Origin of the sequence: Pseudomonas sp. NyZ480 (assembly GCF_029537255.1) — a bacterium.
GTDB classification, from domain to species: domain Bacteria; phylum Pseudomonadota; class Gammaproteobacteria; order Pseudomonadales; family Pseudomonadaceae; genus Aquipseudomonas; species Aquipseudomonas taiwanensis.
Genome location: NZ_CP120626.1, coordinates 560,453 through 584,345, shown reverse-complemented (window position 1 = coordinate 584,345; position 23,893 = coordinate 560,453). Strand labels below are relative to the sequence as shown.

The 23,893-nt window shown below is 63.1% G+C and carries 21 protein-coding genes and 1 riboswitch; of the genes, 6 read left to right on the top strand and 15 right to left on the bottom strand.

Translation table 11 applies throughout. The annotated features are described in order from the left end of the window. The first annotated feature begins 135 nt into the window (after positions 1–135). Entirely contained in the window at positions 136–1,167 is a 1,032-nt protein-coding gene (gene rsgA / locus P3R38_RS02560) for a small ribosomal subunit biogenesis GTPase RsgA (RefSeq protein WP_023378459.1), read from the top strand. Between the two features lie 35 nt (positions 1,168–1,202). On the opposite strand, the gene motB is transcribed toward rsgA, so the two are convergent. Continuing rightward, a complete protein-coding gene (gene motB / locus P3R38_RS02555; RefSeq protein ID WP_023378458.1) occupies positions 1,203–2,225 on the bottom strand; it encodes a flagellar motor protein MotB in 1,023 nt (340 codons plus the stop codon). Positions 2,226–2,228: 3 nt separating this feature from the next. After that, on the bottom strand, positions 2,229–3,080 hold the full coding sequence (gene motA / locus P3R38_RS02550; protein ID WP_023378457.1) for a flagellar motor stator protein MotA: 852 nt from the start codon (positions 3,078–3,080) through the stop codon (positions 2,229–2,231). Positions 3,081–3,210: 130 nt separating this feature from the next. On the opposite strand from motA, the gene P3R38_RS02545 reads away from it, so the two are divergent. From P3R38_RS02545 to asd, 3 genes are read left to right on the top strand one after another with little or no spacing between them, the layout of a single operon-like run. Next, positions 3,211–4,746, top strand: coding sequence for an HDOD domain-containing protein (locus P3R38_RS02545; protein ID WP_023378456.1), 1,536 nt, complete (start codon positions 3,211–3,213; stop codon positions 4,744–4,746). A gap of 44 nt (positions 4,747–4,790) precedes the next feature. Further along, positions 4,791–5,600 carry a rhodanese-like domain-containing protein gene (locus P3R38_RS02540; protein ID WP_023378455.1) on the top strand — a complete coding sequence of 270 codons (810 nt, stop codon included), beginning with the start codon at positions 4,791–4,793 and terminating at the stop codon, positions 5,598–5,600. A gap of 9 nt (positions 5,601–5,609) precedes the next feature. Further along, a complete protein-coding gene (asd, locus tag P3R38_RS02535) occupies positions 5,610–6,473 on the top strand; it encodes an archaetidylserine decarboxylase (protein ID WP_023378454.1) in 864 nt (287 codons plus the stop codon). A 52-nt stretch (positions 6,474–6,525) separates the two neighbouring features. Here the strand turns inward: asd and P3R38_RS02530 are convergent, their stop codons facing one another. Both P3R38_RS02530 and serB read right to left on the bottom strand, forming a co-directional pair. After that, on the bottom strand, positions 6,526–6,927 hold the full coding sequence (locus P3R38_RS02530) for a hypothetical protein (protein WP_027907962.1): 402 nt from the start codon (positions 6,925–6,927) through the stop codon (positions 6,526–6,528). 257 nt (positions 6,928–7,184) lie between these two features. Next, the gene (serB, locus tag P3R38_RS02525; RefSeq protein ID WP_277686797.1) at positions 7,185–8,399 is read right to left on the bottom strand and encodes a phosphoserine phosphatase SerB; all 1,215 of its coding nucleotides are present in this window, start codon (positions 8,397–8,399) and stop codon (positions 7,185–7,187) included. Between the two features lie 135 nt (positions 8,400–8,534). Between serB and P3R38_RS02520 the strand changes: the two genes are divergently transcribed. Beyond that, complete coding sequence (locus tag P3R38_RS02520; RefSeq protein ID WP_027907961.1) at positions 8,535–9,992, top strand: AhpA/YtjB family protein; 1,458 nt, start codon at positions 8,535–8,537, stop codon at positions 9,990–9,992. 110 nt (positions 9,993–10,102) lie between these two features. Here P3R38_RS02520 and P3R38_RS02515 read toward each other — a convergent pair whose 3' ends face one another. The 9 genes from P3R38_RS02515 to P3R38_RS02475 form a co-directional block, all read right to left on the bottom strand. Continuing rightward, positions 10,103–10,813 (bottom strand): PqiC family protein, encoded by a 711-nt coding sequence (locus tag P3R38_RS02515; RefSeq protein WP_027907960.1) that lies wholly within the window; start codon positions 10,811–10,813, stop codon positions 10,103–10,105. A gap of 175 nt (positions 10,814–10,988) precedes the next feature. Then, complete coding sequence (gene parC, locus P3R38_RS02510) at positions 10,989–13,247, bottom strand: DNA topoisomerase IV subunit A (RefSeq protein WP_023378448.1); 2,259 nt, start codon at positions 13,245–13,247, stop codon at positions 10,989–10,991. Positions 13,248–13,257: 10 nt separating this feature from the next. Beyond that, positions 13,258–13,776, bottom strand: a complete 519-nt coding sequence (locus P3R38_RS02505; protein WP_023378447.1) for a TIGR02281 family clan AA aspartic protease — start codon at positions 13,774–13,776, stop codon at positions 13,258–13,260. Then, positions 13,773–14,759, bottom strand: a complete 987-nt coding sequence (locus P3R38_RS02500) for an esterase-like activity of phytase family protein (RefSeq protein WP_023378445.1) — start codon at positions 14,757–14,759, stop codon at positions 13,773–13,775. Before P3R38_RS02500 ends, P3R38_RS02505 begins: the two co-directional genes overlap by 4 nt. Then, positions 14,756–16,660 carry a DNA topoisomerase IV subunit B gene (parE, locus tag P3R38_RS02495; protein WP_277686796.1) on the bottom strand — a complete coding sequence of 635 codons (1,905 nt, stop codon included), beginning with the start codon at positions 16,658–16,660 and terminating at the stop codon, positions 14,756–14,758. Before parE ends, P3R38_RS02500 begins: the two co-directional genes overlap by 4 nt. 35 nt (positions 16,661–16,695) lie before the next feature. Next, positions 16,696–17,304: a YqiA/YcfP family alpha/beta fold hydrolase gene (locus P3R38_RS02490; RefSeq protein ID WP_023378442.1), complete on the bottom strand. Its 609-nt coding sequence runs from the start codon at positions 17,302–17,304 to the stop codon at positions 16,696–16,698. 176 nt (positions 17,305–17,480) lie between these two features. Beyond that, positions 17,481–18,284: a 3',5'-cyclic-AMP phosphodiesterase gene (gene cpdA / locus P3R38_RS02485; RefSeq protein ID WP_023378440.1), complete on the bottom strand. Its 804-nt coding sequence runs from the start codon at positions 18,282–18,284 to the stop codon at positions 17,481–17,483. Positions 18,285–18,369: 85 nt separating this feature from the next. Then, positions 18,370–18,822, bottom strand: a complete 453-nt coding sequence (locus P3R38_RS02480) for a DUF1249 domain-containing protein (RefSeq protein WP_027907958.1) — start codon at positions 18,820–18,822, stop codon at positions 18,370–18,372. After that, on the bottom strand, positions 18,813–19,430 hold the full coding sequence (locus tag P3R38_RS02475; protein ID WP_023378437.1) for an NUDIX domain-containing protein: 618 nt from the start codon (positions 19,428–19,430) through the stop codon (positions 18,813–18,815). Before P3R38_RS02475 ends, P3R38_RS02480 begins: the two co-directional genes overlap by 10 nt. 184 nt (positions 19,431–19,614) lie before the next feature. On the opposite strand from P3R38_RS02475, the gene P3R38_RS02470 reads away from it, so the two are divergent. Next, positions 19,615–20,361 (top strand): RsiV family protein, encoded by a 747-nt coding sequence (locus tag P3R38_RS02470; protein ID WP_023378435.1) that lies wholly within the window; start codon positions 19,615–19,617, stop codon positions 20,359–20,361. On the opposite strand, the gene cytX is transcribed toward P3R38_RS02470, so the two are convergent. Together cytX and thiC are read right to left on the bottom strand one after the other, a co-directional pair. Beyond that, positions 20,330–21,613, bottom strand: coding sequence for a putative hydroxymethylpyrimidine transporter CytX (gene cytX, locus P3R38_RS02465; protein WP_027907957.1), 1,284 nt, complete (start codon positions 21,611–21,613; stop codon positions 20,330–20,332). The two genes, P3R38_RS02470 and cytX, sit on opposite strands and share 32 nt — an antisense overlap. Positions 21,614–21,739: 126 nt before the next feature. Further along, positions 21,740–23,626 (bottom strand): phosphomethylpyrimidine synthase ThiC, encoded by a 1,887-nt coding sequence (thiC, locus tag P3R38_RS02460; protein WP_023378431.1) that lies wholly within the window; start codon positions 23,624–23,626, stop codon positions 21,740–21,742. Between the two features lie 159 nt (positions 23,627–23,785). Then, a riboswitch (TPP riboswitch) is annotated at positions 23,786–23,892 on the bottom strand. Position 23,893 lies beyond the last annotated feature (1 nt).

The following is a 23,893-nucleotide window of genomic DNA, read 5'->3' as shown; positions in this document are numbered from 1 at the left end:
CTCGTATAGGCCGTCATAGTAGCCTAGCGGGGCTGACCGATGCATTCGAAGCGCAAAGGTAACGAGAATGGTCCGTCGCCCGGCATGCTAAACTGCGTGCCGTTTTCTTTTGTGCACCGCCAACACGGAACCTTCATGGCCAAACGCCAGCTCAACCGCCGCCAGAACTGGCGCATCGAAAAAATCCAGAACGAGCGCGCCGCTCGCGCCGCCAAACGCGAGCAGCATGTCCTGCAGGAGCTGGAGGGCGGCGACCTGGGGCCGGAGCAATTGGGCCTGGTGATCGCCCACTTCGGCGTACAAGTCGAGGTCGAGGCCCAGGACGGCGAGGTTGCCGGCCAGGTGTTTCGCTGCCACCTGCGGGCCAACCTGCCAGCGCTGGTGACCGGCGACCGCGTAGTCTGGCGTGCAGGCAACCAAGGCATCGGCGTGATCGTCGCGCAGATGCCCCGCAGTACCGAGCTGTGCCGACCGAACAACCATGGCCAGCTCAAACCGGTGGCGGCCAACGTCGACTTGATCGTGATCGTCTTCGCCCCGGCGCCCGAACCGCACCCCAACCTGATCGACCGCTACCTGGTGGCCGCCGAGCACGCCGGTATTCGCCCGCTGCTGCTGCTGAACAAGGCCGACCTCATCAACGAAGAGAACGGCCCGGCGCTGCATGCCCTGCTCGAGGTCTACCGCGACCTGGGCTACCCGCTGCTTGAGGTTTCGGCGCATCACGGCGATGGCATGCAACGCCTGCAGCAGATGCTGAACGAGCACATCAGCGTGTTCGTCGGTCAATCCGGGGTTGGCAAGTCTTCGCTGGTCAACAGCCTGCTGCCCGAGGCCAGCACCCGCGTCGGCGATCTGTCGGAGTGGTCGGGCCAAGGCACCCACACCACCACTACCGCACGGCTGTACCACTTCCCCAACGGCGGCGACCTGATCGACTCACCGGGGATCCGTGAGTTCGGCCTGGGTCACGTCAGCCGCAACGATGTCGAGGATGGATTCATCGAGTTTCGCGACCTGTTCGGGACGTGCCGCTTCCGCGACTGCAAGCATGATCGCGAGCCGGGTTGCGCACTGCTCAAGGCGCTGGAGGATGGGCGCATCAAGCAGCAGCGGATGAACAGCTACCGCTCGATCATCGCCAGTTTGCCCGAAGACAGTTACTGAGCCTCGGCAATGGGCCGCAAAGCGGCCCTGACCGGCTACTGGTCCTTGGCCTCGTCCATCTTCAACACACCGTCTTCGAAGATGTTCAGCTTCTGCCGTAGCTCACGCGGCTGCATCGGTGCCTCGGTCGGCGCCGGCGCCGCCGATGCTCCGGGTGCTCCAGGCGCTGCGGGCGCGGGCGTCTCGGCAGGCGGCGTCTCCGGTGTACCTTGCTCACCCTCGATGGTGCGCTGGGCCTTTTTCGTCAGCACGATGATGTCGATACGCCGGTTGACCGGGTTGAACGGGTTCTTGCGATCGAACAGCGACGATGAGGCATAGCCTACTACCCGCGCCACCTGCTCATCCGGGTAGCCGCCTGCGACAAGTGCACGGCGCGCCGCATTGGCTCGGTTGGCCGAAAGCTCCCAGTTGCCGAACTCGCCGGTACCGGCATAAGGCTTGGCATCGGTGTGACCGCTGATGCTGATCTTGTTAGGCACCGCCTTGATGGTGTCAGCCATGGCCAGCAGGATATCTTCGAAGTACGGCTGCAGGCGTGCGCTGCCCAGGTCGAACATCGGGCGGTTCTCGGCGTCCATGATCTGGATACGCAAGCCGTCCTGGGTGATCTCGAAGAGAATCTGGTCCTTGAACTTCTGCAGCTGCGGGTTCTCCTCGACTTTGTTCTGCAACTCCTGCAGCAGCAGTTCGAGGCGCTCGCGCTCCACCTGCTCGGCCATGGTTTGCACCTGGTCTTCGTTCAGCTGAATGCTGGTATCAGGCGTAGGCTCGGATTTTTGCTCCGGGTTGATGGTCTTTTCCGGAGCCAACTGCGGCGAACCACCCAAGTCGATGATGAAGGGTGTGCCGCTTTCGGTGAATCCGATCGGGTCCTTGAAATAACCGGCGATGGCGAGTTTCTGCTCGGGCGTGGCGGTAGACAGCAACCACAACACCAGGAAGAACGCCATCATCGCCGTGGCGAAGTCGGCGAAGGCGATCTTCCAGGCGCCGCCATGGTGACCGCCGCCGTAGCGCTTGACGCGCTTGATGATTATCGGCTGGTTGTTTTCCATGACTCAGCGACCGCGAACCGCTTGTTCCAATTCGGCAAAGCTCGGACGATGCTTCGGATACAGCACCTTGCGACCGAACTCGACGGCCAGCGAAGGCGGCATACCAGAGGCCGAGGCCACCAGCGAGGCCTTGATCGCCTCGTAGAGGTTGAGTTCTTCCTTGGCATCGTGCTCCAGGCACTTGGCCAGTGGACCGAAGAAACCATAGGCCGCCAGAATACCGAAGAAGGTACCGACCAGCGCCGCACCCACGTGCAGACCGATCGATTTCTGGTCGCCATCACCCAGCGAAGCCATGGTCACCACGATACCCAGTACCGCCGCGACGATACCGAAACCGGGCATGCCGTCGGCGATGCCGTTGACCGCATGGGATGGGTGCTCGAGCTCTTCCTTCATGCTCAGCAGCTCCATGTCGAACAGCCCTTCCAGCTCGTGGGGCGCCATGTTGCCGGTGGACATGATGCGCAAGTAGTCGCAGATGAACGCGGTCATGCGCTCATCGCCAAGCACTGCGGGGTATTTTGCGAAGATCGGGCTGGCCGCTGCATCCTCGATATCGCTCTCGATGGCCATCATGCCTTCGCGACGGCTCTTGTTGAGGATTTCGTACACCAGGCCCAGCACCTCCAAGTAGAAGGTATGGGTAAAACGCGAGCCAAACATCTTCAGCGACTTCTTGATTACATGCATGGTCATGTAACCAGGGTTGGCCTGCATGAAGGCGCCGAAGGCCGCCCCACCGATGATCAGCACTTCGAACGGCTGGATCAGTGCCGCGATCTTGCCGTGGGAAAGCACGTACCCGCCGAGCACGCTCGCGAATACGACGATGATGCCGATAATTTTAGCCATAGGTTCAAAGCACTTGCAGTCGTGGTCAGGATGAGGGACGGGAGCCTTAAAACTCTTCTTCTACTTATCGGCAGAACTGCGCCAGACTATAGCCACTCAATGCGAAAAGCCAGTTCGGACTGATGTCAAAATGCCAATTGAAACTAAGGTACCTACTCAGGCTCCGCGTACATTAGACGCGTGGATCAAACTGCTGGACAGTGTCCGATTGCCGGTGCCGAAGCAGAGCCATGACACAGTATTATCGGCGATCAACGACAGCCGCCGCTCCCTGCGCGACATTGCCGAACTGATGCAGGACAGCCCGGCCCTGGTGCTGTCAGTGATGCGCGAGGCCAATCACCCGGCCAACGCCAGCCTGGCGGAACCGGCCGAAAGCCTGGAAATCGCCCTCAATCGCCTGGGCCTGGGGCGTACCCGGGAACTGCTGATGCGCCTGCCCGCGCTGCCCGATGACGATATCCCGCCCGTGCTGCGCCAATTCCTGCTGATCAGCCAGCACGCCTCGCAGCAGGCCAACGGCCTGTTCGCCAGCCGCCTGGCGCGGCTGTGGCAAGAGATCCACTGGGGCAGCCTGCTGTTCCTGTCGCCCTTGTGGCCCATGGCCTTGGCCTACCCGAAGCTGCTCGATGCCTGGGAGCTGCGTGTTATCCACAAAGGCGAAGAGGCCGCAGAGGTCGAGTCCGAACTGTTTGGCGTGCGCATCCTGGCGCTGTGCCAAGCCGTGGCCGAGCACTGGCGCCTGTCGCAATGGGTGACACAAGGCTATCGCCTGCTGCTGGAAGAACGTGAGCAACTGAGCCAGATCCTGAGCATCGCCCGCGATCAGGACCTGCTGAGCCAGCAGCATCGCCTGGACGAAGCGCCCGCCCTGAGCCGCTGGTTCAATCAACCGGCCAACACCGTGCTGCTGGCCAACAACCTCGCGCTGGCGGCCCAGGTCGGCTGGGACAATCCGCACCTACTGCGCTGGCAGTTACTGACCGCGCTCTACCTGCAGACTTCGCTGGAAGACGTGCAGCAACAGGTTCACCAACAGGCGGCCGCCAGCGCCCGCCGCCACGCCAGGCATGCCCTGTTCCACCCTGCCGAAGCCCTTATCTGGCCATGGCATCAGCGCCGCCCGCACCCTGACATGCTGGCACCACCGCCCCCTACCCGCGAGGACCTGGGCGCCTGGCGCAAGCTGTGCGAGCAGATGCTCGCGCAACCCAGCCCATTCACCAACGCCGTGCACTTGTCCAACCAGGCGCGCCAAGCCTTGCAGGCATGCGGCATGCAGCGCATCCTGCTGTTGACCCTGGACAAGGCCAGCGACCTGCTGCGCGTCCAGCAAGCCGCCGGGCTGCCCAAGGAGGCGGCGGCGATCGCCTTGCCGGTTGCTCAGAACAGGCTGTTGCAGAAGCTGGTCAGCAAGGCCGGCCAGCTGCGCCTGACACCCGAAAACCATGCCCAGTTCTCAGCACTGCTGCCTCCCCCCCTGCGCGCGTTCTTTCGCAGCGAGCATGTGTTGCTGCGTTCGCTGGCGGTCAACGACCAGGTGCTGATGCTGGCCGTGGCCGACCAGGGCGGCAAGCCACTGGCCGATGTCAGCGTGCAAGCTTTCGGCAAGACCGCGCAATGCATCGAGCGTGCTCTGGCGGTGTTTGCCACCCGCAACGCCTGAGCCTTGCGCTACAATCGCCCCTCTTTCCACACTGGAGAACGTGGATGACTGACTTTTCCGGATTGCCCCTGGTGATCGAACCCGAGGACCTGTTGCCACGCCTGAATTCGCCGCAACTGATCCTGGTCGACCTGAGCAGCGCCAACCGCTATGTCAGCGGGCATATCCCCGGGGCACGCTTCGTCGAGGGCAAGCGCACCCAGCTCGGCCAGCCGCCAGCGCCAGGCCTGCTGCCAGCCCTGACTGACCTGGAGAAGCTGTTCGGCGAACTCGGCCATCGCGACGATGCCGTCTATGTGGTCTACGACGATGAAGGGGGCGGCTGGGCCGGCCGCTTCATCTGGCTGCTGGATGTGATTGGTCACAAGGCCTACCACTACCTCAATGGCGGTATCCAGTCGTGGCCGGCCGACAAGCTGTCCACCGACGTGCCTGCCGCGGCCAGCACATCGGTAAGACTGCACCTGCACCAGGAGCCCACCGCCACCCGCGAATACCTGCAAAGCCGCCTGGGTGCCGACGACCTGGTGATCTGGGATGCCCGCGGCCCACAAGAGTTTTCTGGCGAGAAGGTGCTGGCGGCCAAGGGCGGACACATTCCAGGGGCCATCAACTTCGAGTGGACCGCAGGCATGGACCTCAACGACCACCTGCGCATCCGCAAGGACATCGCCGAAGTCCTCCAGAGCCTGGGCATCACACCGGACAAGGAAGTGATCACCCACTGCCAGACCCACCGCCGCTCCGGTTTCACCTACCTGGTGGCCAAAGCCCTTGGCTACCCGCGCATCAAGGCTTACGCCGGTTCGTGGAGCGAATGGGGCAACCACCCGGACACGCCTGTAGAAGTCTAAGGAACCTGCATGAAATCCCGTTTGTTCATCATCAGCCAGTACCTGCTGCCGCATCATCTGCTGTCGCGGCTGGCGGGCTGCATCGCCGAGTGCCGCGCGCGCTGGTTCAAGAATGCCTTTACCGCCTGGTTCGCCAAGCGCTACCAGGTGAACATGAACGAAGCACTGGTCGAAGACCTCACCGCCTACGAGCACTTCAACGCCTTCTTCACCCGCGCCCTCAAGCCAGGCGCGCGCCCGCTGGACGAAACCCCCGGCGCGATCCTTTGCCCGGCCGACGGTGCGGTGAGCCAACTGGGCCCGATCGAGCACGGCCGGATCTTCCAGGCCAAGGGCCACAGCTTCAGCGCGCTGGAGCTGCTGGGCGGCGACCCTGCCCTGGCGGCGCCCTTCATGGGCGGTGAATTCGCCACCATCTACCTGTCGCCCAAGGACTACCACCGCGTGCACATGCCGCTTGCCGGCACCCTGCGCGAAATGGTCTATGTGCCGGGCCGCCTGTTCTCGGTCAACCAGACCACCGCGGAGAACGTCCCCGAACTGTTCGCTCGCAACGAGCGTGTGGTCTGCCTGTTCGATACCGAGCGGGGCCCGATGGCCGTGGTGCTGGTCGGTGCGATGATCGTCGCCTCGATCGAAACCGTTTGGGCAGGCCTGGTCACGCCCCCCAAGCGTGAGCTGAAGACGTTCCGCTATGACGAAGGCAGCCGTGCGCCGATTCATCTGGAAAAAGGCGCCGAACTGGGTCGCTTCAAGCTGGGCTCGACCGCCATCGTGCTGTTCGGTCCAGAGCAAGTGAAGTGGGCCGAGTCGCTGGGCGCTGGCTCGGCGGTGCGCATGGGCCAGCTGCTGGCTCAGCCGCAACAAGGTTGATCGCTTCAACGCCCCCGGCGCAAGGCCGGGGGCGTCTTCTTGGCAGCAATGGCTAACCGAGCAGGCTGCGGAAGCCGATCGGGCCCTCGTTGTTGTAAGTGTTGGTACCGTTGAGAGTAAGCCCGCCATCCTCGGACCTGACGCTCAAGGCGACGACGCTCTGGTTGTCGCGCCCACCGATCACCCACTCCCCGCCCGGATGCCAAGGGGCACTGCTGCCACCCCACTGGTTCTGCACCTGGTAGCGGTTCTGCGCGATGCGCTTGCCCTGGAAGCCGATCGGTCCCTCGCCGGCATAGGTCATGACACCTTGCAGAGTCTGACCTCCATCGGTCGACTTGACGTCCACCGACACCACCTTCTGATTGTCGCGGCCACCGATTACCCAGATTCCGCCCGGGTGCCAAGGTGCCGAGTTACCGCCCCACTGATTCTCCACTGCGTACTTGAACATGAACTTCATCTCCTTGAAGTTGATAGCCACGAGGACTCCCCCCGGGCCAGCACGGTCGATGGGTGAACCGTACGGATCCAAGCCTAGATGGTGATCAAAGGATGACTTAGAACAGTTCGCAATCAGCGATGTAGCAGCCAGTTGCCACGCCCCTCAGCCCCGCAGACGCCGCCTTGTGCCGGGAAAGGGCCGCCAGGCGGCCCTCTGGCGACTCGAGGCCGCTCCCACGGTGCCGTGCAGGGCACCAGAGGCTGGGATCAACCCCGCGCGTCGCGGTCGCGCATGCCCAGCAAATACAGCACGCCGTCGAGGCCCAAGGTGGAAATCGCCTGTTTGGCCGACTGACGCACCAGTGGTTTGGCCCGGAAGGCCACGCCCAGGCCGGCCAGCGAGAGCATCGGCAAGTCGTTGGCACCGTCGCCCACGGCGATGGTCTGGTCCAGTTGCAGGCCCTCTTCGCTCGCCAGTTGCTGCAGCAGGTCGGCCTTGCGCTGGGCGTCGACGATCGGCTCCACGGCCACGCCGGTCACTTTGCCATCGACCACTTCCAGTTCGTTGGCGAACACATAGTCGATGCCCAGGCGCGCCTGGACCTGCTTGGCGAAGTAGGAGAAGCCGCCCGAGAGGATCGCGGTCTTGTAACCCAGGCGCTTGAGCTCGGCGAACAGGTTCTCGGCACCCTCGGTCAGACGCAGGGAAGCGCCGATCTCGTCCAGTACGCCCACATCCAGGCCCTTGAGCAGCGCCATGCGCTCCTTGAAGCTGGCGCCAAAATCCAGCTCGCCGCGCATCGCCCGCTCGGTGATAGCCGAGACCTGTTCGCCCACACCCGCGGCCTTGGCCAACTCGTCGATGACCTCGGCCTCAATCAGCGTCGAGTCCATGTCGAACACCGCCAGACGGCGATTGCGGCGATACAGGTCGTCCTTCTGGAAGGCGATGTCGATCTTCAACTCGTCCGACAGGGCGAAGAAGTCCGCGCGCAGGGCCTGGGCATCGCTCGGTTCGCCACGGACGGAGATCTCCAGGGCGGCCTTGCCTTTTTCCTGCTGGGCATCCAGCACCACCCGGGCCGACAGGCGCTCGATGCGCTCGATGGTCAGCTCGTACTTACTGATGACCGCACTCACCCGTTGCAATTGCTCGGGGGTGATCTTACGGCTGAGCAGCGTAACGATGTGGCGTGCCTCACCGTGACCGTCAGCCCAGTGCTGGTAGTCAGCCTCGGAAATGGGCGTGTAGCGCGCCTGCAGGTTCAGCTCATGGGCCTTGGCCTGGACGGCTTGCAGCAGGCGGGTGGACACTTCGTTGTCCGGGATATCGACCAGGATGCCGAACGACAACGTGCCATGCATGACCGCAAGACCTATGTCGAGGATGTTCACTCCGCCCTGGAGCAGGACGCCGGTAATGGCCGCAGTGAGACCGGGACGGTCCTCACCGGTGATGTTGATCAGGACGATTTCGCGCACAACCTGGCTCCGACTTCGATGAAAAATGCGCATTCTACCGATTTTCCGTGACCATCGGGCGCCAACGATACTTTGCCGACAAAACACGGCTCGCTATACTGCGCAACACTTTTCCGCCATAAAGAGCCGCGCTCTGTGAACCGGCCTACGCCCGTCAAACCAGACAACTTCTTCCTGATGATCTTCCGTGCCCTGCGCCAACGTCGCATTCCCCTGGCACTGCGCATCGCCATCACCAACATTTTCCTGGTGGCGCTAGCGTTAGTGATCTACGCCTGCGTGATGGGCCTGCAATTCAAGCAGGCCATGCACGAACAGGCCGACGCCCTTGGCCAGAGCCTGACCACCCAGACCGCCACCTCGGCGACCGAGTTGCTGGTGTCCAACGACATCCTCAGCCTCAACGTGCTGCTGGGCAACCTGGTGAAGAACCCGCTGGTAGCCCATGCCGCCATCTACAGCGTGGATAACCGCATACTGGCCGAAGCCGGCCAGCGCCCGCGCAACAGCCTGCTGGGCGAGGCCGAGGGCCTGTATCAGACCAAAATCACCTTCCAGGACGTGACCGCCGGGCAACTGCGCATCAGCCTGGACATGAGCCAGTTCCAGCAACCGATGCTGATCAGCCTGCAAAGCATGGGCATCCTGGCTGCGATCCTACTGGCACTGGCTTTGAGCCTGAGCCTGCGCCAGGGCCGTTACATCACCACGCCGCTGCTGCAACTGCGCGTATGGCTGCGTGATCCGCACCCCTATACCCCGGCTACCGACCGTCAGGATGAAATCGGCGACCTGGCTCGCCAACTGCACGCACGCCTGGCCCCTCCTCCGCCCCCGGAGCCGGAGGAAGAGGAAGACGACGAGGACAGCTTCGACGACCTGCACGACGTCGCCACCACCGCCAAGCCAGCACCACGAGCGCACGCCGTGGCGCAGGCGGACGACGAAGACGATGAGGCGTTTGCCGGGCTGTTGGACGAAGACAGCCCCCCCAAGGCCAGCGCTGTCTCCTCCAGCGAGCCGCAGAACACCGCAGTGCTAGCGGTCCAGCTGGGCTCCCAGGAGCAGTTGCGCCGTTTGCCACGCACACGCCTGACCGAGCTGCTGGAGCGTTACCGCGACTGCCTGGAACAAGCGGCGTCGCTGTACGAAGGCGAAACCTACACGCTCAATGACGGCAGCACCCTGGTGCTCTTCCACAGTGGCGACAGTGGCGAGGACTACCTGACCAATGCCATCTGCTGTGGCGAGTTGCTGCGCGCCTTGGGCCATGCACTGCAGATCGAAGTGGCGGACAGCGGTATTACCCTGCAACTGCAGTTGGGCCTGGTATCGGGCGATGATCTGCAAGGTATGGAGCAGGTCGACCTGCTGATGACCGAAAAGGCCCAGGACGCCCTGGCCCTGTCCCAGCACAGCCGCAACCTGCTGCTGGTCGAGCGCCAGATAAGCGATGACAACCTGATTCGCCAGCGGGCTCGTATCCGGCCGATCGCCAGCCCTGAAGGCGCGTGCTGCGTAGAACGCTTGATGGAGCCTTATCCGTCGATGCTGGAGCGGCAACTGGCGCGCATGCACGAGCGCCGAGCCTGATCGCCGGCCAAGCGTTCCTGGAACCGGCGCCCTGCAGAGGCTGCATGGCCAGAATGCCAGACACAAAAAAGCCCGCAGCGATGCGGGCCTTTTTTTGCCTGGCGATTCGATCAGAACCGATAGACTTCCATATCGGTACGAATCGGTGACGCCATCGGAATCTTGGATTTCTCTGGCCCTTTCTTCACCTGCACCGGTGCAGCGGGTTTCTTCGGCGCCTCTTCGGCGATGGCCGGTTGATTGGCCAACGGCTTGACCGCGGTGCTCAACTGTTCAGCCAGCTTCTGCAGCAACTGCCCCTGGGCTTGCACTTGCGAAGCTTCGCTACCCTCGTGCGGCTGCTCGAGGTGGACGATGCGGTTGTCACGGACGTGGCCACGACGGTCGAGCAGACGCCACTGGGCGTCGAGGATCGCCGGTTGGTTCTTGCCCGAATCCAGGCGGGTAATCGACAGCAGCACCTGCACGTCCGGCGTGAAGCCCGTGCTCGCCGGGGCCAGGACGACGCGCTGGCTGTCCAGGCGCCAGGCCAGCTGACGTACCAGCAATTGATCGATATCCGCCGACAGGCTGCCCGCCCAACGGCCATCGGTGGCCGAACTCAAGCTGCCGTCAGGCTGACGCTGCAGGAAGGTTTCGCGCTGCAGGTAATCGGCGATCGATACCGGGCCGAGCACCACGGCCATGCCCGCACTCTGCGAAGGCTGGCCGGGATCACCACTATCGAGTTGGTACAGGGCCATGGGCTGATGCATGCTGCATCCGCCCAGTCCCAGCAAACCCGTCATCAGCAGCGCAAATGGAAGGCGCAGGAATTTCATTCATCCCATCCAGGCGGTCGCCACCAGGCAAACCGCAGTGATACTCATGTAGATTCAATCGGGTACTCGGCCACGCCGGCACCACAAGGGCACTATCATCCGCGAAATATTGGCCCGACTCCAGCATTTCTGCCTGGAACGACGCTGAAATTGCCGTTCCAGACAGACTACTCGCTTATGCCGGGACTTCCACCTGCAACCCGTCTACCCGCTGGAACCCGCGTGGCAGCTTACTACCGCGTCGGCCCCGCTCACCCTTGTAGTGCTCAAGGTCATCTGGTTTCAGGGATAGGGTACGCTTGCCAGCTTGCAACACAAGAGTCGCTCCCTCGGCGATGACGGCCAAATCTGTGACAAATTCTTCACGGCTGGCCACTCGATCACCGGGCACGCCAATGATCTTGTTGCCCTTGCCCTTGGCCAACTGCGGCAGGTCGGCAACCTTGAACACCAGCAGGCGCCCTTCGCTCGTCACCGCGGCCAGCCAGTCCTGCTCACGGTTGGCCACCGGGCGCGGAGTCATCACCTTGGCACCGTTTGGCAGGCTCAGCAGGCCCTTGCCGGCCTTGTTCTTCGCCTGCAGGTCCTCGCCCTTGACCACGAAGCCGTAACCGGCGTCCGAAGCCACCACGTAGAGCGCATCGTCGTCCGGCAATAGCACGCACTCGAAGGTGGCACCTGGCGGCGGTGTCAGACGACCGGTCAGTGGCTCACCCTGGCCCCGTGCCGAAGGCAGGGTGTGCGCAGCCAGCGAATAGCTGCGGCCGGTCGAGTCGATGAGCACGGCAAACTGGTTGGAGCGACCAGCAGCCGCCGCCTTGAAGCCGTCGCCCGCCTTGTACGAAAGCCCGGTGGCATCGATATCGTGGCCTTTGGCGCAGCGTACCCAGCCCTTTTCCGACAACACCACGGTCACAGGCTCAGTCGGCATCAGCTCATTTTCCGACAGCGCCTTGGCCTCTGCGCGCTCGACGATCGGCGAACGGCGGTCGTCGCCGTAGGTTTCAGCGTCCTTGATCAGCTCGCTGCGCACCAGCTTGCGCAGTTTCGCATCGCTGCCAAGCAGCGCGAGCAGCTTGGCCTGTTCCTTGAGCAACTCGTCCTGCTCGCCACGGATTTTCATTTCTTCCAGGCGAGCCAGCTGGCGCAAGCGGGTTTCAAGGATGTACTCGGCCTGGATTTCAGTCAGGTCGAAACGCGCGATCAGGGCCTGCTTGGGCTGGTCCTCGGTGCGGATGATGTGGATCACTTCGTCCAGGTTGAGGAACGCGGTGAGCAAACCCTCCAACAGGTGCAGGCGCTTCTCGACCTTTTCCAGACGGTGCTGCAGGCGGCGGCGGACAGTACCGATGCGGTATTCCAGCCACTCCAGCAACAGCGCACGCAGATTCTTGAGCTGCGGACGGCCATCCAGACCAATGATGTTGACGTTGACCCGATAACTGCTTTCCAGATCAGTGGTAGCGAACAGGTGCTGCATCAGTTCGGCGGCATCCACACGGTTGGAACGCGGGATGATGACGATACGGCAAGGGTTCTCGTGGTCCGACTCATCGCGCAGGTCGGCAACCATCGGCAGCTTCTTTGCCTGCATCTGCGCGGCGATCTGCTCCAGCACCTTGGCACCGGAGACCTGATGCGGCAGCGCGGTGACCACGATATCGCCGTCTTCGACGCGATAGACCGCACGCATGCGGATCGAGCCGCGGCCACTTTCGTAGATCTTGAGGATCTCGGCACGCGGCGTGACGATTTCGGCTTCGGTCGGGTAATCCGGGCCCTGGATATGCTCGCACAGTTGCTCGATGGTGGCCTTGGGCTCGTCGAGCAGGCGCACACAGGCGCTGGCCACCTCGCGCAGGTTGTGCGGCGGCACGTCGGTCGCCATGCCCACGGCGATACCCGTGGTGCCGTTGAGCAGGATGTTCGGCAGGCGCGCCGGCAGCACCGCCGGCTCCTGCAAGGTACCGTCGAAGTTCGGCACCCAGTCCACCGTACCTTGGCCCAGCTCGCTGAGCAGCACTTCGGAGTAACGCGACAGGCGCGCCTCGGTGTAACGCATCGCGGCGAACGACTTCGGATCATCCGGCGCACCCCAGTTACCCTGGCCATCGACCAGGGTGTAGCGGTAGCTGAACGGCTGCGCCATCAACACCATCGCTTCGTAGCAGGCCGAGTCGCCGTGGGGGTGGAACTTGCCGAGCACGTCACCGACGGTACGGGCGGATTTCTTGTGCTTGGCGTCGGCATCGAGCCCCAACTCGCTCATGGCGTAGACGATGCGTCGCTGCACCGGCTTCAGGCCGTCGCCGATATGCGGCAGGGCCCGGTCCATGATCACGTACATGGAATAGTTGAGGTAGGCCTGTTCGGTGAAGTCAGCCAGCGAGCGGCGTTCGACGCCGTCGAGGCTGAGTTCCAGTGAGTCGCTCATGCGGGCCTCGTCATTTCAGGTTCTGGCGCAGCAGCATGGTGCCGCCGCGCTGGGTAAATTCAAGTTGTTTCAGCGCGCTCATGCCCAGCAGTACCGTCTGGCCATCCAGACCGGGCACCACCAGTGCGCGCACGCCTTGCAGGCGGATATCGCCCAACTGCAGGCTGTCCAGGCGAGTCCGATAGCCCTCGGTGCGACCGTTGGCGGTGCTCAGGGTCACCGGGCTGCCCCGCTCCAGGTCCAGGTCGCGGGCCAGCGTTTCGGGTATCGCCACATCCGTAGCGCCAGTGTCGAGCATGAAATGCACCCCCTGGCCATTGATCGCGCCGTCCGCGACGAAATGGCCCTGGCCATTGCTCAGCAAGCGCACCTCGATGAAACCTTCGCCATGCTCGGACTGCACGTGCACGTTCGGATTGTGTTCACGGGCTTCCCAATCACCAAAAAAACGCGTGGCCAGAAACAGCGCCGCCACCCAGGCGACGAACATCAGGACCTTGCCCGCGCGCTTTCCCGGTGGCTGGCTCATGGCTTGGCACTCCAACCACCTTCGGGCGCAGCGAAGCGCCAGACGATCGGGCGCGTTTCACCGTCGGCACGGTCGCCGTTGTTGTTGTCCAGGCCGACCCAGGCCCCTTTCGCATCGATTACCAAGGCCTCGGCCAGACCGAACGGCTGATCATACCGGCGCCCCTCCACCAGGGCATCGGCGGCGAACGACCAGCAACGCTCGACCGTGCCCGTACCGGCATCGCGACGGCAGATGCGGTAGGCGTTGCGCTCGAGCGTGAATAGCTTGCCGTCGAACCAGGCCAGATCGGAAAAGTCTCGCGATAACGCTTGCGGGTTAGGCATCTGTGCGGGCTGCATCTCGACACCGGCCTCGCTGAGCAGCACGCAACTGCGCTCGCAGGTCCAGACCGACTGCTGGCGCTGCACCGCCACCAGGCCCCGGCGCTCACGCTCTGCTGCCAACCACAGGCGGTCGCCCGCCGGGTTGATCGCCAGTCCTTCGAACAAGGCATTGAAGTTCAGCAGCATGCCACTGGCACGGGCCTGGCGAATCATCGCAGGGTCGATCTTCAACCAGACTGGCTCCCCGTCGACGGGCAACTGCAGCACCGCCGCGTGGGCCTCGCTGACCAGGAAGATATTGCCTGCCTGATCGCAGGTAATGCCTTCGTAGTCCAATTCGCCACCGCGAATGTACGAAGCCGCCCAGTTGCGCGACTTCAGCCCCCAGGGCAAGCCGCTTTCCGGCACGGGCGGCGGCGTGAAGGTCAGCGGCTGGGCACGCCAGACTGCACCTTGCTGGTCGAAGCGGTAGATGCGGTCGTCATCCCGGTCGGACACGCCCCATAAGCCGCCGCGGCAAAAGGCCAGACCGGACAGGTTGCCACCACGCATGCCCTCGATCGGGTGCTCTGCGGTGAGCTTGAGCTCCGGCCAGTTGCCCGCCAGGCTCGGCAGGGCAACCAACGCAAGGCAGGCCGCGAACAGCAGACGAATCAAACCAGGACCTCGGCCAGGTTACCTTTGGTTTCCAGCCAGCTCTTGCGGTCACTGGCACGCTTCTTGGCCAACAGCATGTCCATGATTTCGGTGGTGCCCTGCAGATCATCCAGGGTCAGTTGGACCAGGCGCCGGGTGTTCGGATCCATAGTGGTCTCGCGCAGCTGCGGCGGGTTCATTTCACCCAGGCCCTTGAATCGGGTGACCTGCGGCTTGCCACGCTTCTTCTCGGCCACCAGGCGGTCGAGAATACCGTCGCGCTCAGCCTCGTCGAGGGCGTAGTAGATTTCCTTGCCCAGGTCGATGCGGTACAGCGGCGGCATCGCCACATAGACGTGGCCGGCCTCGACCAGCGGCCGGAAGTGCTGCACAAACAGGGCACACAACAAGGTTGCGATGTGCAGGCCGTCGGAGTCGGCGTCGGCGAGGATGCAGATCTTGCCGTAACGCAGCTGCGACAGGTCCGCGGCACCCGGATCGACACCGATGGCAACGGCGATGTTGTGCACTTCCTGGCTGGCCAGGACTTCGCCACCGTCCACTTCCCAGGTGTTGAGGATCTTGCCGCGCAGCGGCAGGATCGCCTGGAACTCCTTGTCGCGCGCCTGCTTGGCCGAGCCACCGGCCGAATCACCCTCGACCAGGAAAAGCTCGGCCCGCATCGGGTCCTGACCTGCGCAGTCCGCCAGTTTGCCAGGCAGCGCCGGGCCCTGGGTCACGCGCTTGCGCTCGACCTTCTTGCTGGCTTTGAGGCGGCGGCCGGCGTTGCTGATGGCAAGCTCCGCCAGTTGCATACCCATCTCGGGGTGGGCGTTGAGCCACAGGCTGAACGCGTCCTTGACCACGCCCGAGACGAACGCCGCCGCCTCGCGGGAGGACAAGCGCTCCTTGGTCTGACCGGAAAACTGGGGTTCCTGCATCTTCATCGACAGGACGAAGGTGATGCGCTCCCAGACATCTTCCGGCGCCAGCTTCACACCCCGTGGCAGCAGGTTACGGAACTCGCAGAACTCGCGCATGGCATCGAGCAGGCCCTGGCGCAGGCCATTGACGTGGGTACCGCCCTGGGCGGTGGGAATCAGGTTGACGTAGCTTTCCTGAACACTGTCACCGCCCTCAGGCAACCACAACAGTGCCCAGTCGACGGCTTCCTTGTTGCCCGCCAGGCTGCCACAAAACGGCTCATCGGGCAGGCGCTGGAACTCGCTGACCGAGTCGACCAGGTAAGAACGCAGGCCGTCCTCGTAATGCCACTCGACTTTCTCGCCCGTGGACTTGTCCTCGAAGCTGACCAGCAGGCCCGGGCACAACACGGCCTTGGCCTTGAGCACATGCTTGAGGCGGCTGATGGAAAACTTCGGCGAATCGAAATACTTCGGGTCGGGGCTGAAGTACACGCTGGTACCGGTGTTGCGCTTGCCCACCGTACCGACCACTTCCAGCTCGCTGGCCTTGAAGCCGTCGGCGAAGGTCATCTGGTATTCGTTGCCGTCGCGCTTGACGCGCACACGCACCTGGGTCGACAGGGCGTTGACCACGGAGATACCGACACCATGCAGGCCGCCGGAGAACTGGTAGTTCTTGTTGGAGAACTTGCCGCCTGCGTGCAGCTTGGTCAGGATCAGCTCGACCCCCGACACGCCTTCTTCAGGGTGGATGTCCACCGGCATGCCGCGGCCATCGTCGCTGACTTCCAGCGAGTGGTTGGCGTGGAGGATCACCTGCACCGAACGGGCGTGGCCGGCCAAGGCTTCGTCGACACTGTTGTCGATGACTTCCTGAGCCAGGTGGTTCGGCCGGCTGGTATCGGTGTACATGCCCGGCCGCTTACGGACCGGGTCAAGGCCCGAGAGGACTTCGATGGCGTCTGCGTTATAGGCGCTAGCGCTGGGATTGGCCATGGGTTCTCGTCGTCAGTCTGGTGAATGCAAAAAGATCAAAATACAGAAAAATCGAGCGCTGCGTACTGCCCTCGGGCAATACCGGCAAACGCCAGCAAAGCCGGCAACCGCTGGGCAAAGCCTTGGAAGCCGTGATCGCCTCCGGCCTGGATACGCAGGGCGCACGCGCGGTAATAGCGCTCGGCATGGCGGTAGTCCAGGGTTTCATCGGCGGTCTGCAGCCACACTTGATAGCGGCTTGGGTCCGTGGGCGCCGGCACTTCCAGTTCGGCCAGGGCCTGCACATGATCCAGGGTCAGCTCCCAGGTTTCATCGGTGTAGAAGTTGCGCTGGGTACCCAGGTAGCCGTCGAACAGCTTGTGCGGGGTAACCGCTGGGTTGACCAGCAAGGCCTTGAGGCCATGGCGCTCGGCCAGATGGGTGGCATAGTAGCCGCCGAGCGAACTGCCTACCAGCAGGGGCTTGCCCAGTTCGGCGATGGCCGCTTCGAGCTGGGCGATGGCCTGGCGCGGATGATGGTGCAAAGCGGGTATGCGCACGTGGTCGGACAGCCCCAACTGCTGCATGACGGCCTCCAGCTGCCGCGCCTTGGTTGAAAGCGGCGAGCTGTTGAAGCCATGGATATAGAGGATGGAACCCGACATGCTGCCCCCGGAATCTGTGGCTTCGCGCCCGATCGGAGTGGGCGCAGGGACGCGCAGTGTAGCGTGTTCGCCGGGTTTTGGCGCTGGATCGGGAATTTCGCAACACAATCTTCAATCAAGCATCGGCCGCGATGTGGCCCGCTGGCGACACCAGGCCGCGTCGACGGGCGTTCACCTCAGTAGCCGGGGCTGTCGAAGTCGAGCTTCACTTCGAAATCCAGCGCCCGCTCCACGCCGGTCTCCAACCGTCCGTCGGCATGCAGACGCAACCAGCGATACCCTGGCTGTTCCTCACTCACCTTGAACTCTTCGCTGCGCGCTGCGAATTGGATGCAGGTCGAGGGTGTGGCCAGCAAACGCAGCCCATCGCGCACTTCATCCCACTCTTGATGAACATGCCCCCACAGCAACGCCTTCACCTGTGGATAACGTAGCAGGCGCTGCAGCAGTACATCGGCGTTACGCAGGCCGATCGGGGCGATCCAGGCGCAACCGATGTCCACCGGCTGATGGTGGCAGCACACCAGGCAGTGGCGCTCGCCGGCACCTGCCAGCGCTGCGTCCAGCGTGGCCAGTTGCTGATCTGCCAGCAAGCCGTGGGTTGCGCCGACGACTGCCGAATCGAGCATCACGATGCGCCAGGCGCCGATATCGGTCACGGCCTGCGTCTGCTCCGGCGCTACCTCGGCCATCACCCGGGCTTCGTCATGATTGCCTGGCAACCAGCGGGACGGCGCACCGAACTCAGCGGTGAGCGCTCGAAAAGCCTGGTAGGAAGCCACGCTGGCGTCCTGGGACAGGTCACCTGTGCACAGCAGCAAGTCGATGCGCGGCTGCTCACGGCGCACCTGGGCAATCACGTGGCGCAGGCTGTCCCGAGTCCTCAAGCCCAGCAGCGAACCAGCCGGGTCGGCGAACAGGTGGGCGTCGGTCAGTTGCACCACATGAATGGGTGCCGGTAGGGAGTCTGGGTGCGGCAACGGCCGTCTCCTCGAACGGATATTGCACGGATTATGGCGGCGGAAGGCTTTCGAGCAAATACTCGAAACCAACCCGCGTCACATTTCAGCGCACACTTGCCAGTTCGTGACCACAGGCCAGGCAGTGACTCAGCCATTCGCCCAGGAACAGATTGAGCTGGGCTTTTTCGTCCGGCTGGTGCATGGCGGCATTGGGGTACGGGTAGATGCTGCGCAGGCGTCGGGCGTGCTCGGCACTGACCACCTCGGCCATGCGCGCATCGTGATACACCTGCACCTCCAGGTGCGGCACCGGCAGCCAGGGCAGGCTGTGCTCCTGGCGTACGCGCAAGGTGGTGGTATAGGGGCATGCCAGCACCACGTCGAGCACCAGTACGCCAAGCATCTGGTCGCCCTGGGTCATGCCGATGCGGCGCGAACTCTGGGTGGTGCGCATGTCTGGCAGCAAGCGCATGAGCCGGGCATAGTTGGCCTCACAGGCTGCCTGCAGCCCGGCCAGATCTACCCGATAACGCTCACGCAACAGGTTCACTTCCACATACCTCGTACTTCGTCTCGATTCAACGCCAGCCACTGCAACCCGATTATGGTCGCGGCATTGCAGATACGCCCGTCACGTACCGCTTGCAGGGCATCTTCGAATGACCACACGCGAACACGAATGTCCTCGCCCTCTTCTTCCAGGCCATGCAGGCCACCGGCGCCTTCGCTGCTGCAACGACCGAGGAACAGATGAACATACTCATCGCTACCGCCCGGAGACGGGAAGTAGCGGGTCATTGGCCACAGCGCGCTGAAGGTAAGCCCTGCCTCCTCTTCAGCCTCGCGATGGGCGACTTCTTCTGGCTGCTCGTCCTTGTCGATCAGCCCCGCCACCATCTCGATCAGCCACGGGTTGGCGACCTTGTCCATGGCGCCCACGCGAAACTGCTCGATCAGCACCACCTCATCGCGCAACGGGTCGTAGGGCAGCACACAGACCGCGTCATGCCGCACGAACAGTTCGCGACTGATCTCGCGGCCCATGCCTCCAGCGAACAGCTCGTGGCGCAGGTGCACCTTGTCGAGCTTGTAGAAACCCTGGAAGCAATTGACCCGCTTGACGATCTCGACCGCCTTGGGCACCGAATTGAACGTGTCTGACATGGAAATCCTCATGACCTCATTTACCGCATCGCGCCATCCTACTCTGCACGCCAGCCTGTTTCATCCCTTTCTGGCAACCGTTCGCCCACTCGGGACAGCAGGCCTTCTCTCTGTTAGCTTAGTGGCGAACTGAAGGCCGCGCCGACGGTCAAAGGGCGACTTTTCCTGTTCTGCAAGGATCATCATGACACTGGTCAAACTGACTTCCGTGGCCGTGCTGGCACTGGCGCTTGGTGCCTGCCAAAGCGTGTTCGCACCCAACTACCGGGCTCCGCTGGAGGTCAAGCGCGACGCCTGGGAGCATGTAAAACCTGGTTGCACCGAAAGCGACTGCCCGCTGGTGAACATCGACACCATCCACTTCCCGGCGCTGCCCAAGCTCGACGGCATCGTCGAGCAACGCCTGCTGCAACTGACCGAAGATAACCAGCGTGGCACCGCGCCTGCCTCGCTGCAGGCCTACGAACAGCACTACCTGGCCAGCGCCGACAAGCGCAATAGCAGCTACCTGCAGGCCAAGGTACGCGAGCAGCATGACGGACTGGTGATCATCGAACTGTCCAGCTACCTGGACAGCGGCGGTGCACATGGCATGCCAGGACGCGGCTTCATCAACTACTCGCGCAAGCTGGACAAAGTGCTGACCTTGCAGGACATGCTGGTGCCCGGCCAGGAAGACACCTTCTGGAAGACCGTCGAAGAGTCCCACCGCGCTTGGCTGATCAGCGTTGGCATGGACAAGGATGCCGAGTTCGTGAAGACCTGGCCGTTCAAGAAGTCGCCGCACATCGCCCTGACGTACGGCGCGGTAGTGGTGAAGTACGAAGTCTATTCCATCGCGCCCTATTCCATGGGCCACGTCGAGCTGAAGATCCCGTACCCACGCCTCAATGGCGTGCTCAAGCCCGAACTGTTTCCCGGCCGCGGCTGACGCTCAGTAGCGCATGCAGCCCACCTGCCAGTACCAGTGCTGGCAGGGTCGCGCCAAACTCAGGGGCCTGCGCGGCAATCGTGTGATAAGCGGCAACACCCACCACCCAGGCCACCAGCGCTTGCCAGTGCAGCCCTTCGACCAACGCTGGCGCGCGGCGGCGGCGGATCACGAAGTGGTCCATCAGCACCACGCCGAACAGCGGCGCGAACACAGAACCGATCAGCAGCAGGAAGTTCTCGTACTGGGCCAGCGGCGCCAGCAGCGCGATGAGGGTGCACACCACGCCGATGGCCAGGGCCAAGTGCTCGACTTTGAAGCGCACCAGCACGCTGGTCGAGACTGCAGCGGAGTGGATATCGGCGAACGCCTTCTCCGACTCGTCCAGCAGGATCAGCAACAGCGGGATACCTATACCCGCGCCAGCCAGGGCCAACAGCAGGGCATTGGCCTCGCCACTCGACGCAAAGGCCAGGGTGTAGGCCACGCCCAGGCTCATCAGCCAGGTGTTGCCGATGAAGTAACCCAGCACGGTACCGCCGAAGACGCGCTTGGCACTGCTGGCGAAACGCGAGTAGTCGGCAATCAGCGGCAACCAGGACAGCGGCATGGCGATGACGATGTCAAAGCCTACGGCCAGCGACATCGAACCGTCACCGGCACGTGCCCACAGCTCGGCCAGGTCGGCCTTGGCGAACAGGTTCCAGGTCAGCCACAGGCAGGCGGCCATCAACACCCAGATACCCCATTTGCGCAGAATCTTGCGTACGAAAGCCAGCGGCCCGCTGACCGCAAGCAAGGTGGCCATGGCACCGAAACACACCGTCCACAGCATCGGGCTGTTCCACAGGCTGTCCTCGCCGAAGGCGCGTGCGCCGAGCAGGCTGGCGGCATCGCGCATGACGATGATCTCGAACGCGCCCCAACCAACCAGTTGCAGCAGGTTGAGCACTGCCGGCAGTCGGGCGCCATGGCGGCCCAGGCTCAAGCGCAGGGTGCCCATGGCGGGCAGGCCGGTGTCGCTGCCGATGACGCCAGCGGCCCCGAGCAACAGCACGCCCACGCCTGTGCCGAGGGCGATGGCCAGAACGGCTCCCGCCAGCCCCAGGCCGGGGGCAAGCATGGCACCGACCTGCAGGACCATCAGGCCGATGCCGAGGGAGAACCAGAGTGCGAACAGGTCGCGGGCACCGAACAGGCGGTGGCTGGAGGGGACCGGGTGGTCCGCGGAGAAGTGGCTGGGGGTGGTCATGCTTGTAGCTCGCCGGATTTGTTGTTGGGGTTGGCGCGGCACAAGGCCGCTCCCACAAAGATCACGCGATCTCAGGGGGAGCGGCCTTGTGTCGCGAAAGGGCTGCAAAGCGGCCCCAAGGTCTACTTACACCTTCTTGTAGAGCTGGCTACCTTCCTGGCGGAACCGCTCGGCCTGCTCGCGCATGCCCTCCTCAACCGACACATCGACCGAGTCGATACGCTGGTTGGCGGCATATTCACGTACTTCCTGGGTGATCTTCATCGAACAGAACTTCGGCCCGCACATTGAGCAGAAGTGGGCGACCTTGGCCGACTCCTTCGGCAGGGTCTCGTCGTGGAACGCGCGGGCAGTGTCCGGGTCCAGACCGAGGTTGAACTGGTCTTCCCAACGGAATTCGAAGCGTGCCTTGGACAAAGCGTTGTCACGAATTTGCGCGCCAGGGTGGCCTTTGGCAAGGTCGGCCGCATGGGCGGCGATCTTGTAGGTGATGATGCCGGTCTTGACGTCATCCTTGTTCGGCAGGCCCAGGTGCTCCTTGGGGGTTACATAGCAAAGCATGGCGCAACCGAACCAACCGATCATCGCCGCACCAATGCCAGAGGTGATGTGGTCGTAGCCTGGGGCGATGTCGGTCGTCAGCGGACCGAGGGTGTAGAACGGCGCCTCGTCACAGCACTCCAGCTGCTTGTCCATGTTCTCTTTGATCAACTGCATCGGCACATGGCCAGGACCTTCGATCATGCACTGCACGTCGTGTTTCCAGGCGATCTTGGTCAGCTCGCCGAGGGTTTCCAGTTCACCGAACTGGGCGGCGTCATTGGCGTCGGCGATCGAGCCTGGGCGCAGACCATCGCCCAGCGAGAAGCTGACGTCGTAGGCCTTCATGATTTCGCAGATCTCGTCGAAGTGCGTGTACAGGAAGTTTTCCTTGTGATGCGCCAGGCACCACTTGGCCATGATCGAGCCGCCACGGCTGACGATGCCGGTAACCCGCTTGGCGGTCAGCGGCACGTAGCGCAGCAGTACGCCAGCATGGATGGTGAAGTAGTCAACGCCCTGCTCGGCCTGTTCGATCAGGGTGTCGCGGAACAACTCCCAGGTCAGGTCCTCAGCGATACCATTGACCTTTTCCAGGGCCTGGTAGATCGGCACCGTGCCGATCGGCACCGGCGAGTTGCGGATGATCCACTCGCGGGTTTCATGGATGTGCTTGCCGGTGGACAGGTCCATGACGGTATCCGAGCCCCAGCGGATACCCCAGGTCAGTTTGGCCACTTCTTCCTCGATGGAGGAACCCAGGGCACTGTTGCCGATGTTGCCATTGATCTTCACCAGGAAGTTGCGGCCGATGATCATCGGCTCCAGTTCAGGGTGGTTGATGTTGGCCGGGATGATCGCGCGGCCGCGAGCGATTTCCTCGCGAACGAACTCGGGTGTGATTTCCTTCGGGATGCTGGCACCGAAGCTGTGGCCAGCGTGCTGCTGGTTCAGCAGGCCGGCGGCGCGGGCTTCCTGCAGCTTCATGTTTTCGCGGATGGCAACGTATTCCATCTCGGCGGTGATGATGCCCTGGCGGGCGTAGTGCATCTGCGTGACGTTGGCACCAGGCTTGGCGCGACGCGGATTGCGCACATGGGCGAAGCGCAGCTTGGCCAGCTCGGCATCGTTCAGGCGCTGCTGGCCGAAATCAGAGCTCAGCCCGTCCAGGCGCAGGGTGTCGCCACGGGCATCGATCCAGGACGAACGAACATCGGCCAAGCCTTTGCGCACGTCAATGACGACATTGGGGTCGGTGTAGGGGCCGGAGGTGTCATAGACCAGCACCGGTGCGTTGGTCTCGCCGCCAAAATCGGTGGGGGTGTCGTGCAGGCTGATCTCGCGCATGGGCACGCGGATGTCCGGGCGCGAACCTTCGACGTACACCTTGCGCGAACGCGGGAAGGGTTGCACGGACTGCTGGTCGACTTGTGCCGACTCGCTGAGGTTGATCGTTTTTTCTTGTTTACTCATCACAGGCTCTCCAGACGTCTTCCTTGCGGACGGAATGTCGGGGTGAACCTGAAAGACGCGGACGCACCCCCTGGACGGGTGTGCAGTGCCGGTACATGGAGGTGCCTTGAGCTACGCGAGCTGTGACATTCCCGGACCTGGCACAAGAGGCTCCCCGGGAAGGCGAGCAATCTTGTTCCCTACGCAGGCGCTAACCTGATCAGGTTCAACGGGATCCGGAACTTTCCGATCTCAGCCTTTGCTTCAAGGCACCCCGACAAGAACATG